Origin of the sequence: Rufibacter radiotolerans (assembly GCF_001078055.1) — a bacterium.
Classification (GTDB): domain Bacteria; phylum Bacteroidota; class Bacteroidia; order Cytophagales; family Hymenobacteraceae; genus Nibribacter; species Nibribacter radiotolerans.
Window position 1 is genome coordinate 3,957,698 of record NZ_CP010777.1, and the last position, 14,290, is coordinate 3,971,987.

At 51.7% G+C, this 14,290-nt stretch carries 11 protein-coding genes; 5 read left to right on the top strand and 6 right to left on the bottom strand.

The features are described from left to right. Positions 1-44: 44 nt before the first annotated feature. On the bottom strand, positions 45-2,840 hold the full coding sequence (locus TH63_RS16060; RefSeq protein WP_048921842.1) for an outer membrane beta-barrel protein: 2,796 nt from the start codon (positions 2,838-2,840) through the stop codon (positions 45-47). Between the two features lie 304 nt (positions 2,841-3,144). On the opposite strand from TH63_RS16060, the gene TH63_RS16065 reads away from it, so the two are divergent. Continuing rightward, the gene (locus tag TH63_RS16065) at positions 3,145-3,810 is read left to right on the top strand and encodes a YceI family protein (protein WP_048921843.1); all 666 of its coding nucleotides are present in this window, start codon (positions 3,145-3,147) and stop codon (positions 3,808-3,810) included. 103 nt (positions 3,811-3,913) lie between these two features. Here the strand turns inward: TH63_RS16065 and TH63_RS16070 are convergent, their stop codons facing one another. The 4 genes from TH63_RS16070 to ettA form a co-directional block, all read right to left on the bottom strand. Continuing rightward, a complete protein-coding gene (locus TH63_RS16070; protein WP_053093836.1) occupies positions 3,914-4,579 on the bottom strand; it encodes a hypothetical protein in 666 nt (221 codons plus the stop codon). A gap of 261 nt (positions 4,580-4,840) precedes the next feature. Next, positions 4,841-5,746 carry an alpha/beta hydrolase family protein gene (locus TH63_RS16075; RefSeq protein ID WP_053093837.1) on the bottom strand — a complete coding sequence of 302 codons (906 nt, stop codon included), beginning with the start codon at positions 5,744-5,746 and terminating at the stop codon, positions 4,841-4,843. 22 nt (positions 5,747-5,768) lie between these two features. Continuing rightward, on the bottom strand, positions 5,769-6,824 hold the full coding sequence (locus tag TH63_RS16080) for a proline iminopeptidase-family hydrolase (protein ID WP_231583491.1): 1,056 nt from the start codon (positions 6,822-6,824) through the stop codon (positions 5,769-5,771). Between the two features lie 1,491 nt (positions 6,825-8,315). After that, on the bottom strand, positions 8,316-9,983 hold the full coding sequence (gene ettA, locus TH63_RS16085; RefSeq protein ID WP_048921846.1) for an energy-dependent translational throttle protein EttA: 1,668 nt from the start codon (positions 9,981-9,983) through the stop codon (positions 8,316-8,318). 259 nt (positions 9,984-10,242) lie between these two features. Here ettA and TH63_RS16090 point away from each other — a divergent pair, with 259 nt between their 5' ends. The 4 genes from TH63_RS16090 to TH63_RS16105 all read left to right on the top strand — a co-directional run bounded on the left by TH63_RS16090 (position 10,243) and on the right by TH63_RS16105 (position 13,624). Further along, a complete protein-coding gene (locus TH63_RS16090) occupies positions 10,243-11,559 on the top strand; it encodes a DUF349 domain-containing protein (RefSeq protein ID WP_048921847.1) in 1,317 nt (438 codons plus the stop codon). Positions 11,560-11,609: 50 nt separating this feature from the next. Beyond that, on the top strand, positions 11,610-12,395 hold the full coding sequence (locus tag TH63_RS16095; protein ID WP_048921848.1) for an outer membrane beta-barrel protein: 786 nt from the start codon (positions 11,610-11,612) through the stop codon (positions 12,393-12,395). A 168-nt stretch (positions 12,396-12,563) separates the two neighbouring features. Next, positions 12,564-12,785: a DUF2795 domain-containing protein gene (locus TH63_RS16100; protein ID WP_022821757.1), complete on the top strand. Its 222-nt coding sequence runs from the start codon at positions 12,564-12,566 to the stop codon at positions 12,783-12,785. 80 nt (positions 12,786-12,865) lie between these two features. Further along, positions 12,866-13,624, top strand: a complete 759-nt coding sequence (locus TH63_RS16105) for an ABC transporter ATP-binding protein (protein ID WP_082161760.1) — start codon at positions 12,866-12,868, stop codon at positions 13,622-13,624. On the opposite strand, the gene TH63_RS16110 is transcribed toward TH63_RS16105, so the two are convergent. After that, positions 13,593-14,216, bottom strand: a complete 624-nt coding sequence (locus TH63_RS16110) for a hypothetical protein (protein WP_048921849.1) — start codon at positions 14,214-14,216, stop codon at positions 13,593-13,595. The two genes, TH63_RS16105 and TH63_RS16110, sit on opposite strands and share 32 nt — an antisense overlap. Between the last annotated feature and the right edge of the window lie 74 nt (positions 14,217-14,290).

Sequence of the window (14,290 nt, forward strand, 5' to 3'; positions counted from 1 at the left end):
TTTCCAGGTCTGGTTACTCCTGGCTAAGATAGGTATCTTTTACGTTAGAATCTGATAATTGAGTTGGTGCCGCCCACTTTGCCCCCAAAGTTGCGGATGTTGTAGGTGAAGGTGAGCAGCCCATAGCGGCGCAGCACCACCGTCTGGTAATCTTCAATGAGGTTTTCCCTAATGGTGCGGTACGTGCTTATGTTCTGGTCCAGCAGGTCAAAGACGGACAGTTTCAGCTGTGCCCGGTCGTTTTTCATGAAAAGGAAGGTGACCCCGGCATTTAAGCGGCCCACGTCTTTCCGGATGCCCGGCGCCACGTTGGAGTTATAGGAGTAATCAAAGGTAGCCTCCCACACCAGTTTCTTGGGCACCCGCAGCACCAGACCGGTTCTGGAACTGCGGGTAAAATAGCTCAGGTTCTGGAACAAGCCGTTTTCATACCTGCTGTTGCGGGTACCTATGGAGAAGCTCTCATTGAACTCAAACTTGTCATTGAGGTTCACCCGCGCCTCCAGCCGTGGGTTCACGTTCAAGGTCTGGCCGTAGCCCCTAAGGTTATTGAGCAGGATTAAGGTACGCACGTAAGAAAAGAACATAGACATGCCCAGGCTAAACTGCTTTTTGCCGTCAAACTTAAAGTCTCTGTTCACGCTGGCGTTGCCGTTCAGGTCCCAGTTGCCGTCTGTGTTGACGGGGCGCGTGGTTTGCACGCCCGTAGTTCTGTCCAGGGTTCTGGCGCGGGTCACGGCGTCTTGGCTGATGCTACCCGAAAGGTAGGCCCAGTACGTGACAGACCGCTTGGCGTCTGTGTGCCTGAAATTAAGGTTTACGCTATTGGAGATGGTAGGCGACAGGCTGGGGTTTCCCTGCTGAATGAAAAGGGGGTTGGACTGGTCGGTGACCGGCTGCAAATCTGCCACTGATGGTTCCCGCACGTTCACGTTATAGCTCATGGAAAACTGTTTCCAGTTGACGTTCAATGACGGGAACACATAAAAGTAATTCTGCTGGATGGGCTGCACTTTCTGAAAGGTGTTGTTAATGTCCAGCAAGGTAAGCCGCACGCCGGGCTGCAGGGTCAGGTCCTTCACTTTCCATTTCATGCTGCTGGTAAGGTAGTGGCGCATTCCCTCTCTTTCCACCTCATCTGACAGCCCAGGCACCAGTTGGGTATACTGGCCGCTTTCTGTGGCGGCATTGTAGGTGGCTATCTGGTTGTTGTCCTGAAAGTATTCTGCGTTGTACCTGAACACCGCGCTCAGGCTTTTGCTGAAGGGCTCTGTATAGGAGAAGGACGTGTTCACAGATTTGTTGGCCACCTCATTGTCGCGCAACTGGTCCAGCTCACTGGTGTAAAACTGCGGCCGGTAAAACTCATTGAAGACCTGGTAGTATTGCTCCTGGTCTCCGTTGTTGAAGTTATAGGTACCGTAGAAATTGAAAACGCGGCCTTTCTTCCTGCGGGAGCTCCGGTCAAAGGAAAGATTACCGGAGAAGGTGTTGGTGCCGTTGTTTACCCGCTGGTCATTGCTGCTTCTGTTCAACAGCTCATTGGCGCTCTGCACGGTACGGATGTTGGAGGTTATCCCGGCGAAGCTGTTGGCCAACGTGACGCTGGGCGAGAAGCTCAGGTTGGTCACCGAGTCTATCTTCCAGTCTATCCGGCCTCCAATCTTGTGGTTGCGGCTTTCCCGGCCCTGGTCCCAGACCCGGCGGGTGTTGATGGTATCCTTATCCAGGCTTTGCGCCGAGTTCACTATCTGGTTCAGGTCTGCGTCTATGCCGCCGTAGAAGTACTGCAGGTTAAGTTTCACGCCGCCCTTGAGCAGGGTATTGAAGTTACCCCCCGCCCCTGAGGATTGCTGGATCCCTTCCTCGGTGGCGCCAAAGGAGATCCCGTTCACGGCAATGCCGCCGTCACTGCGCATCATGATCATGTTCATGCCACTGCGGTTAAAGCCGCCAATACGCGAGATGTCTTCAAACCCGAAGCCGGGGCGGTTGAGGTTATTGGAGTAGCCCAGTAGACTCACCTGGGTGGTGTCCCGGAAGATGTTGAGAATACCGCCGCCTTCATACCGGTCATTGTTGCCTTTACCGGCGTACAGTTTCCCAAACGCGCCCTGCTTAATGCCTTTCTTCAGCTTGAGGTTGATCACCTGCGGAATCTCATTCACAGACATGTCCGGGTCTTTCCGCAGGGCATCTGGGTCATTGACTACCTGCACCTTGGCAATCATGTCGGCGGGCAGGTTGCGCGAGGCCACTTTGGGGTCATTCCCGAAGAACTCCTTCCCGTCTACCAGAATCTTGTTCACCGCCTTTCCGTTGACTGCTATGTTGCCAGACCCGTCTACAGACACGCCGGGCAGCTTTTTAAGAAGGTCTTCCAGCAAGGCGGTAGGCAGGGTTTTAAAGGAATTGGCATTGAACTCCAGGGTATCTTTTCTTACCACAATTGGGGGCGCCTCTGACTCAATCACCACTTCGCCCAGCAGGTTATCTGCCTGGGTCATGTCAATCTGCCCCAGGTCCCGCACCGGGTCACTGGTCGTCAAGACAAATTCTTTCCGGAAAACTTTGAACCCGGTCATGGTCACCACAATTCTGAGCGGCTGGTCCAGGGCCAGACCCGGCACCTTAAAATTCCCCTTTTCGTCACTTACCCTAAAGGTCACCAGCGTGGTGTCCTGGGCGGTGTACACGGCAATAGTGGCATAAGAGAGCACTTCTTTGTGGGTGGCGTCCCATAGCTTGCCTTTTACTTCACCCTTTCGGATCTGTGCGAAAACAGAGGTTGATCCCACACCAAAAAGCAGCAGGGCTAAGACAAAGTAGAAAGATTTCATAAAGGGGTGTAAGGGGTGTTTTGCGGTACAATTCCGGGTAATGATAAGATATTTTCTAATCTGGTAAAAGCCCCTCGCCTCCCCTTCCGGCCCTATAAGCTCTTTTTTAAGTACCAGACGGGGTGGTGGCTCGTTTTTTAAGAAATATTTAACTTCCAGGCACTACGGGTGGCCTTTGGCAGAAATAGGCTGACCGGCTTAGGCCCCCTCCGCCTGAACCTATCTGTCTTTATCCCGTTATATAGCGGAATACCTATCCTTAGTTGGTGTAGGTACATTCTTTAGGTTTACTAATCCTCTTATCATGAAATTACACAGCATTATCCTGGCATTGGCATTGGGCACGGCCCTCGCCTCCTGCAACCAGGCCCCCACCGGCGACAAAGCCACCATTGGTGACAAACAGCAGGCCGCCGATGCCTCTGGGCAGACCTTTGTGGTAGACACTACCTCATCGGTGGTGCAGTTCACGGGGAACGGGGTAGGCAAAAACCACCCGGGCACTTTCAAGCTCCTTTCAGGAGAGGTAGCCGTGGCTAACAACCAGATTACCGGCGGCAAGTTTGTCATTGACATTAAATCTCTGGAGCTCAAGCAGCAGGAAGAGATGTTCCAGACCAAACTTAAGCCCCACCTTCTGAGCGGCGATTTCTTTGACGCCGAGAAATTTGGCACCGCCCAGTTTGAGATCACCAAGGTGGAACCCTTCAAAGCAGATGGGAAAGATACCTCTCTGGTAGCCGGCGCCAACTTCAGCGTGAGCGGAAACTTCACCCTCAAGGGCGTGACCAAGAACATTACCTTTCCGGCCCGCATTGAACTGAACGGCAATGACATGGAGACCGAAGCCAACTTTAACATTGACCGCCGCCAGTGGCAGATGAACTACGGCAATGACAAAACCCTGGGAGACAAGTTCATCTCAGAGACCGTGAACATTGAGCTGGACCTGGAAGCGAAGAAGAAATAACCCTTCCTATTCCCCATGAAAGAAGAGCCCGGATACGCCATGCGTTTCCGGGCTCTTTTGGTGAAAACAGGCTCAAAACAGCCCACAGGAAAAGAAGGCACTTTTATTTGACCAGGCCTTCCTGCTGCATTCTGGTCACGGTCATCTCGGCGTATTTTTCTGCCACGCGGTGCAGACTGGTGGGGTTATAGGACTGTGTTTGCGCAGACCAAATCAATTTCTCGGTGGCCGCGTCATACAGGTTGGTCTCCAGGTAATAGACTTTATCCTCACGATAGTAGCCGGGGTCATACATCATGGGGGCCCAATAGGTGTAGTATCCTCTAAAGGTACCGTACCAGGCAAACCGGGTCATGGGCATATACACCATGTTGCCGGGCACGTACCGGGTTTCAGTCTCGGTGTCCACCAGCGCTACCGTTAAGATAGCGTCCTGCCCCTCTCCCTTGATCTTGGAAAGCAGGTCATCTGCAGAGACCTTTCCTTCCCGCCTGAGTGTGGGCGGGTACAGATCCATACTTTTGGTGACGGTGACCCCATGTTGCTGTAAGTAGGTCTGCAGGTGCTCTTCCACGGTCTGCCGTACCCGGGCGTGGTCTGTAAGGGCTGCCACCAAGATTCGGTTATAGGTTTTGGCGGTGGCCTGTGGGCTCTTCCAAGTACCGGTAATCCGGGTGGAAGGGGCGCAACCCGCCAGTACAAACAGGAGCAGGACCAATAGCCTCGCCCCCCTGTTTAAGGGTCTAAAAAAACGCTCTAACGTATTCATATCCAATCGGTTTAAAATACACCGCCTCTATAAGTAGAAAACGAAGTTAAACCGAAAACGGATGTTAATTTCATGAGAATCAGTGGCCTTGCCCGCAGCCCCACCAGAAGGTTCGTTCGTACTTCCTCTTGGACACGGAAAGGCGTTTTGAGGCCGTTTTCAGGAAAACAGCCCTAAAACAGCAAATGCCTCTCAGGGTATATTTTTCTTAGGGGAAATCACCCCAAGGTTGAAACGCCCTGGGCAGAAGAGGTAAGGCGGCTATTTCTTTCCCAGCGCTTCTTTCACCGCCTGCGCTACCGTGGGCCATACCGGAGAGGCCGGTGACACCAGATCAAAATGACCCGACTGGGGCAGCAACACTGTTTTTATGCCGTGGCCTCTGGCCGAAGATTTTTCTGTAAAGTTATTCGCCTGGCTGACCGGCACAATAGGGTCCAATGCGCCTTGCACCATTCTGACCGTAGCCTTGCGGGCCAGTTTAGGCGATGGCGAGCCCTGCTGGTAGCGCTGGGGAACGGTGGTCGGCAAACCGCCCATCAGTTTCTCCACCGCGGAGTTGCAGCTTCCCTTGGCGGCACTATAGGTAGCCAGATCCGGAATTCCGGCCAAGGAAACCACGCCCCTTACTTTTAACGGACTGCGGGTATAGACCTCGCTGGAGCGGGGCAGATCTTTACGGCCCGCCACCCACAGCGCCAGATGCCCTCCCGCCGAGTGGCCCATCACCACCACTTCCTTGGCAGACACCGGGTATTTTTTGGCCAATTCCCGCACGTAATCCACGCCTTGGGCTACGTCTTGAAACGTGCCCGGCCATCCGCCACCCGGGTTGCCCACGCGGCGGAACTCAATATTCCAGGTAGCATAGCCGGCGTTGGCGAGCGCTTCGCTGAGGTGGTTCATGTACTGGTAATTGTACTGGGCCAGCCAGCACCCGCCATGGATCACTACCACCACCGGGAACGGTCCCTTGCCCGCCGGTACCCGTAGCTCGCCAAACTGCAGGGAGTCTGCGCCGTAGGCAATCTTCTCGCCTTTGGCCGGGGTGGGCAGCTGCATCAGGTCTTGCCAGGTGACCAGTTTAGGCACCGGGCTTTGGGCGTGCCCCACAAAACTGCCTAAGAAGAAAAGACCAAGCAGCAGCGCGAAGAAAATGTATTTCATGCTCAAATATACAAGCCGGCGGCTAGAGCGTCACTTCTTTCTGGCCCTGGTCAATGCCTTTCAGGAAGGAGATAAGGCCTTTCATGTAGGTCTGCTGGTCATCATAGAAAGCCATGTGGCTACCGTTGGGGCAATGGAGGTAGCTGCCGTTCTGCACCTGGGTGGCCATCCAGCGCATGTGGGCAGGGTCCATGGTGTCATGCTGCGCGCCAATAGACAAGGTGGGTACGGAAAGGTTTTTCAGGTCTGCCTTGCGGTCCCATTTCTCCAGCTTGCCAGAGATCCCGAACTCGCTGGGCCCCTGCATGGTCACGTAGAAGGACAGGTTCATCTTCCCGAAGGAGCGGTTCACGGGCTCGGGCCATTCTTCCAGCGGAAGGCGCAGCACGTGCTTGGCGTAAAAGTGCGGCATGAGCAGCTCCATGTATTTGGGGTTCTGGAAATCCTTTTTGGCTTCAATGGCTCTTACCTGCGCCAGCACTTTGGGGTCCATTTGCTTGGAGAGCACGTCCTGGGCATATTTTCCGTAGTCAATGGCGCTGGCCATCATGTTGGAGATCACCAGGCCTTTCATGTTCTGCTGGTATTTGAGGGCGTACTCCATGGCCAGGATACCGCCCCAGGAATGGCCAAGCAGATAGAAATTATCCGGTCCCAGGTTCAGCGCCTGCCGCACCTGCTCTACTTCCTCTACGTACCGGGGCAGGTCCCAGAAGGTGGTGTCTTTGGGGTTGTCTGAATTGCCGCAGCCTAGTTGGTCATAGTAAATGAACTCAATGCCTTCACTGGGCAGGAAATTCTCCAGGCACTCAAAATACTCATGCGTAGCGCCGGGCCCACCGTTCAATAGCAGCAATTTGATTTTAGGATTGTTGCCCACGCGCTTGGTCCAGACGTTGAACGTGCCTTTGGCAGTCTGCACGGGCACCATCTGCACCCCACCGTCCTGCACACCTTTCTCGGTGGGGGCAAAGTACGCCGCCGCCGGGGCCTGGGCTTCCTCTGTTTTCTTCTGCTGGGTGCAGGAAGCCAGAACCGTTAAGAGTACTACACCGGCAATTTTCATAAGTGCGTTCATGAGATAGGTGATAAGGTATGGATAGTATATGGGCTGGCATTTTCTCAGTCCAGGACCTGTCTGGCTTGATTTGTTTCTACTTTCTTCTCTAAAGCTACACATCTGCCCTGGTCTTCGCAACGGGTCATGCCGGGGTTTCTGGCCTGGAGCACCCAATGAGCCCGACAGACAAAACCGCCCCAGGCGTTTTAGGGCCATTTTTGCCAAAACAGAGGCAAATCAGCCCTATTCTCCTCTTCCCTGAAAGCACCGTAGCACTTGCGATTCTCCGCCTGCTTCTAAATATAGTAAACATTGAATAGTTACAAAATCGCGGCCAAAATACCGACAACTTGGTATTCTTTACTATAAGATTTAGGCCTTCCTTTACATAAAATTAAACAAGGGGAAATTCAGGGTGTTTTGACAGGTAATTAATCCCTGAACAAGATTTAATCCTTTGATTTGAACTTAGTTGGCCCTTTTGTAATTAAGAGAAGAAATCATACTATCATCAAATAAAATACACCCAAACACCCCAAAGTTGCTGCTTTAAACCACAGTTTTGGGAATTATAAATTAAATATAAAATTCAATATTTTTCCCCAAAGAAAGCAAGAGCCCGGCGACATCGTTTCCGGGCTCTTTTCATTTGGCCCTCTTTGCTAAGAACGTGTTATGAGATTCAGGTATTCTGGGAATAGAGTTAAATGGCAAAACCGGCGTGTACTGTTATAGAAATTCTCTGGCAGCTATTCCAAGCATCATAGAGCGGGGTTAGTTTAACCGCATTATTTTGAGAGTAGGAGCCGCAGATTTGGTTGTTGGTGAGAACACCAACAACGGCGAGGCCTTTTTAAGGGAGAACCACCCATCATGACTTCATTATATGAACTCCCTTAAGCCTGCAAAAGGATCAATAATGAATGAATATCTCAAGATTATAAGTTATACTTGCGGCAGATAACTAAAAAAGGTGCCCCTATGAGGCACCCTTTTGTTATTTGAACCACACTAGAAGCTTTGTTACAATGCTATCTAGGTGGGTTAGAATTTTGTCAAGAGATCCGAGTGCTAAGACGGCAATCAATAACCACTTAGGACCTCCATTTTCATAAGGCACCGGAAAAGCAGTAGCTTCTTTGGTGCCTTTTGCATTAGCTTTCATTTTCACGTCATGCTATATCTTTTGGTTTCTCAAATATAGAGACTATTAAACGGAGGCATCGAATTGGGTAGCCGAATTTATACAAACTTTATCCCAGACTTATTAACATTTACCGATCTGAATTATAACAACTTAACATGGTTATCAAGATCAGAAATATGTATATATCATTCTAACAATATAGTAATACACTAGGCTCCCACCCTTGCTGATGTTCTCACCAACAAGCATTACTGCGGTTCTTACAGCTAACCACTAGAGATGCATTCCTCCCCCAAAAAACCAAAACGGCCCGGAAACTTTCGTTTCCGGGCCGTTTTCTCTAAAACAGAGCCAAACCAGAATTAGCTCATCAGTTTTTTATAGCGAATACGCTTCGGCTCCACATCGCCCAGGCGTTTCTTCTTGGCTTCCTCGTAGTCTGAGAAGTTTCCTTCAAACCACACTACTTGGCTATCACCCTCGAAGGCCAGGATGTGGGTGGCGATACGGTCCAGGAACCAGCGGTCGTGGGAGATGACCACGGCGCAGCCCGAGAAGTTCTCCAAGGCGTCTTCCAAGGCCCGGATCGCGTTCACGTCCAGGTCGTTGGTAGGCTCATCCAGGAGCAGTAAGTTGGCGCCTTGCTTTAAGGTCATGGCCAGGTGCACGCGGTTGCGCTCTCCCCCAGACAATACCCCTACTTTCTTTTCCTGGTCACCGCCGGAGAAGTTGAACTTGCTCACGTAGGCGCGGGCGTTCACCTGACGGCCGGCCAGCATCATCATTTCGGTACCACCCGAGATGGTCTCAAACACAGATTTATTAGGGTCCAGGCTTTCATGCTGTTGGTCTACGTAGGCAATCTCTACGGTTGGCCCTACGGTGATGGTCCCGGCGTCGGGCGTTTCACGGCCCGTGATCAACCTAAACAACGTGGATTTACCGGCGCCGTTCGGGCCGATGATGCCCACAATACCCGCCGGCGGCAGGCTGAAGGTGAGGTTCTCAAACAGGAGTTTATCGCCGTAGGCTTTGGTGAGCCCTTCGGCTTCAATAACCACGTTGCCCAAACGCGGACCGTCTGGGATGAAGAGCTCCAGTTTCTGTTCTTTCTCTTTGGCGTCCTCAGAGGCCATTTTCTCATAGTTGCCTAAACGGGCTTTGGACTTAGCCTGACGGGCCTTGGGGCTCATGCGGGCCCATTCCAATTCACGTTGCAGGGTTTTCTGGCGCTTGCTCTCGGTTTTCTCTTCTTTGGCTAAGCGCTCAGCCTTCTGCTCCAGCCAGCTGGTGTAATTTCCTTTCCAGGGAATACCCTCGCCGCGGTCCAGCTCCAGAATCCAGCCGGCCACTTTGTCCAGGAAGTACCTGTCGTGGGTAACGGCTATCACGGTGCCTTTGTATTGCTGCAGGTGTTGCTCCAGCCACAGCACAGACTCAGCGTCTAAGTGGTTGGTAGGCTCATCCAGCAAAAGCACGTCTGGCTCTTGTAACAAAAGGCGGCAAAGGGCCACGCGGCGCTTCTCACCCCCAGACAAGTTGCCAATTATAGCTTCAGAGGGCGGAGTGCGCAGGGCATCCATGGCGCGCTCCAGCTTGCTGTCCAGGTCCCAGGCGCCCAGGTGGTCCAGTTTCTCCTGCACCTCGCCCTGGCGGGCCATCAGCTTGTCAAAGTCTGCGTTCTCGTCTGCGAAGGCTTCGTTGATTTCCTCGTATTCCTTCAGAAGGGCCACGGTTTCGGCGGCGCCCTCCTGCACAATCTCCATCACGGTTTTGGTAGGGTCCAGCTGCGGTTCCTGCTCCAGGTAACCCACAGAGTAACCCGGCGAGAACGCCACCTCGCCCTGGTATTGTTTGTCTACGCCGGCAATCACTTTCAACAAAGAGGATTTACCAGAGCCGTTAAGGCCCAGCACACCAATTTTGGCACCGTAGAAAAAAGAAAGATAAATGTTTTTGAGAACCTGCTTTTGCGGAGGGTAAATCTTACTTACCCCCGCCATGGAGAAGATAATGGTTTCGCTGCTCATAAGGAACGTTTGGTATAAGTTCAGGTCAAGTACCTGGCCCCGAAGCGTTTTACGCTTGTTTTCCCAAAAACAGCCCTAAAACAAAGGCATAACTTTGTGGGCTGTAAATCAGTATGCAATCAGACGCCAAAACGCATGATTTCTGGGCCAGAAGGTGCAAATATCGTAAAATTTGGCAGGGGCGGGTTATGAAAATTGCCGGTAATTCATAAACTTGTAAAAAAATAGACTTTCATATTTTCAGTTAATAATCCATTTGATGGAAACCAAAGATTTGTCTGAGGAGGCCCATAAGTACGGCTACATTGAGGGTAACCAGGTGTGGTTGAAACCATTTATGCACTTTCCTGCCCGCCAGGTAGGTGACGTAAAAGAGGTCCCCGAAGAATCATTGCAGTACTTTGCCCTTCGGTTTGAGAACTTCAAGCAGAAGGTGAATGCCCTGTTAGAGAAGATTGAAACGTCTGAGAACAAGGGTTCTTTTTTGATGAAGGTCCTTCACCTGAAAGAACAGATAGAAAAATATGACGCCATAGGCGATTTTGAGGCCCTGCACCACCGCCTCTCCGCCGCCGAGGCCGAGATCAAGGACGCCATTTCCAAGAACCGCGACAAGAACCTCTCCACCAAAGTAACCCTTATTCAGCAAGCCGAGGCCCTGGCAGACAGCATTGACTGGCAGGAAACCACCGACAAACTGAAGGAGCTTCGCCAGAACTGGATCAAGACCGGCCCGGTAGACAAAACCCTCACCGAAGAACTGGAAGAACGTTTCAAGGCCGCCGTTGAGGTGTTCTTCACGCGCAAGAAAGACTTCTTCCAGGATAAGAAGGACATGCTCTCCCGCACGGTAGACAAATACAAGGCCCTCATTGCCCAGTCTGAGTCCGTGAAAAACTCTGAGGAGTGGGAAGAGACCAGCAAGAAACTCAAAGACCTGCAGAACCAGTGGAAAGAGATTGGCGGCACCCTGCCCCGCAAGATGTCCAATGACCTCTGGAACAGCTTCAGGGCGGCCAACAACCATTTCTTTGAGCGCCTCAAAAAACACATCAACAGCCAGAAAACAGAGTCTAAAGACAAGTACTTAGAAGACAACCTGGCAAAGAAAAAATCGCTGGTGGCCCAGGCCGAGGCCCTCTTGGAGGAACCCGTGCAGCAGGCCGTGCCCAAAGCAAAAGAACTACAAGCCGCCTGGAAAAAAGTAGGTCCGGTAAAGCAGGAAGAATCTGACATTGTCTGGGAAAGCTTTCTGGTAGCCTGCGACAAGATATTTGAACTCAGCAGCCTGGAGCACTTCATGCGCAAGCGCCCCTTGCCAGACGGCAAGAACTCTGACCATGATCAGGTACAGGCCCGCATCAACGCCCTGCGTGATTTCATTAAGTATGACAAGCAAGAGCTGGAAGTGCTGGAAACCAACCTGGGCCGCCTGAGTCCTAACCCGGGCAATGAAACGTTCAGGGCCATGCTGGAAGGAAAAATCAAAAACTTTAACCGGAAAATCAGGACCAAGACCGAATTAATTGACCTGCTCCGTAAAAAGACTGAGGCAACAAGCAACAAATCAGCCTAAGTTCTCCGTAAGCCGTTAGTAACTTAAACCAAGTTACTAACGGCTTTTTTATGAAAAAATACTATTTACTCCCCCTCCTCTTTTTGCCCCTGCTGGCACAGTCTCAAAACATTAAAGGTCCGTACGTGGGGCTCACCACCCAGCTCCAGAACACGTGGGTAATTAATGATGAGCAGTACGAGAACGTCAACTACCGCCACAACTTCACCACCAAATGGGCTCCTATAGGCGGGGTGTTGGGTTACAAGTTCAATGAAAATCATAATCTGCAGATAGAGGCCATCCGGTCGCACCAGGGCGAGACCTTTGACCTGCATGACATTGATGACCAGAAAACCGGCGAAAAAGAGGTGGATCTGGTGTACTGGAACATTCCGCTGCTTTTCAAATACACCACTACCGGCACGTTGCGCTTCAACTTCCAGATGGGTCCGCAGGTAAGCATTCTGCAGGAGGGCCGCGAGGAGAACCGCTTTACCCGCACCGCCAATTACCTACGGGACAAAGAGCCTATCACCATTCCGCAGGGCACTTATTTACTGGCCTCTACAGACCATGACGGGCATGACGGCAGCGGGATAGGTGGTTTCAACAAATATGACCTGGGCCTTGCCCTGGGCGCCGGGGTGGAATACAGCTTCACAGACAACCTGTACCTGAGCGCCAACGTGCGCTACAGCTATAACTTTGTAGACATCAGGGACAAGGAGTACATAAGAACCAACAATGACCCAGACTACTATGTGCTGCGCCAGAACATGGTGATAGGTGTGCAACTGGGTATCAATTACCTCTTTAACACCGGCGACGGCGAATCCAGCGCCCGGCATCAGTAAAAATACCCGCAGAATCTAAACATTTTGCCTACCTACCCGTTCTGTTTTAACGTTACCACAGCCCGTATTAATAAGAAACCTTTGATTTGTCAATCATTTTTCTATTTTTGCAGCCCGTTGAAACAAGTGCAACTATTTGTATAGCTATACTACTTTAAAGAAATTACTATGTATTGGACATTAGAACTTGCCTCTTACCTGGAAGATGCCCCTTGGCCAGCCACCAAAGACGAACTGATCGACTATTCTATCCGCTCTGGCGCTCCCATGGAAGTGGTAGAAAACCTGCAGGCCCTGGAAGATGATGGGCAGCCCTACGAGAGCATTGAAGAAGTTTGGCCGGATTATCCTACCAAAGAAGACTTCATGTTCAACGAGGACGAATATTAATATAATTAAGAATTAATAATTAAGAATTGCTCATTTGTGATTCCTAATTCTTAATTATTAATTCTTAATTATAAACTCCCTTGGGCGTTTTAGAAATAAGAGAACTGGTTGCGGGGTACGACGAGCGCGTACTTATCCGCAACCTTTCTTTTTTAGTGCCCCAGCCGACTTTCATTGCCATTATTGGCCACAACGGAAGCGGCAAATCTACGTTCCTCAAAACCCTTACCGGTCACGTGCCCTACCGCGGCCAGATTCTGGTGCAAGGGCAACCCCTTCCAGCCAAATCAGGCGCACTGTCCCGCTCCCTCTCCTATCTTCCGCAGAAAAACAACGTGGCCTTTCCGGTGGAGGTGCGGGAACTGGTGGTCATGGGGCTTTTCAGGCACAAACGCCTGCTGGAGAACTATACCGCGGCAGACTACGCCCGCGTAGACGAGACCCTGGCCCACCTGCACATTTCGCACCTGAGCCACCGGGCCTTTACCCAACTGTCTGGGGGCGAGCAGCAATTGGTCTGGCTGGCACAGCTCATGCTCCAGAACGCGCCCATCGCGTTGCTAGACGAGCCCACGCAGCAGCTGGATGTCTACCACAAAAGAAAGGTATTTGATTTAATGACCCATTGGGTAGAAACCGAAGGAAAAACCGTGCTCTGCATTACCCATGACCTCCTGAACCTCATGCCCCTGCAGGGCTTACTGCTCAACCTTTCCCAGCCGCATCCCGCCTTGGAAAGAATCTCACCAGAGACGGTTCTGGCGCACCAGCGTTACCTGGAAGAAACCGGCGGACCCCACGCGGGCCTCAGCGAGTCGCCTGCGGGTCACCGGTATTAACTGGCGTCAGCTTTTCCTCCGTGAGGTGAAAGACATACACCTTGTTCACATCCTTCTCGTCAAACTTGCCGTCTCTGTTAGAATCTGCCTTGGTGATAAACGTAAGCGCGTTGGTGGTTTTCTGCATTTTCCAATGCACCAGGTGCTCACCTTTGGGGGAAACCTGCTGCAGACCCTGACCCGTGGAAGTGGTGATAAAAAGGGCCCTTAGGTCATTGGAGTCCAGCTTATCATTCTGGTTCCAGGCTTTATCGCCGCCAATGATGATCACGGGCCGCTCTTTCCGGTACCTTCCACTCTCTTTTAACGCCGTGGCATCAATCTGAAACGGGGGCGGTAATTCCACTCTCACCGATTGCCCGGTTCTGGTGTTGATAAAAAGAAGCCCCACCTCTTCTCCCAGCCCCAGGCTTATTTTGGACGCGGAGTAAATGGAGGCCACCACCATGTCCGTAGAATCAAGAACGGTGAGTTGGTTGTACTGCGGGGAATACTTGCCCTGGCCCTGCGCCTTCCCTGCAGCAGCCCATAGAAACGCAAGAAGCAAAAGCGCAGTAAGCGGGCGCAGAGGGAAGCAGAGGGGTGGCTTCATGATAGAGGACTTTAGGTAGAAGTAAATCCTGTTTTAAGCTCATTTTCCAGAAAACAGGCCCAAAACAGGGAAAG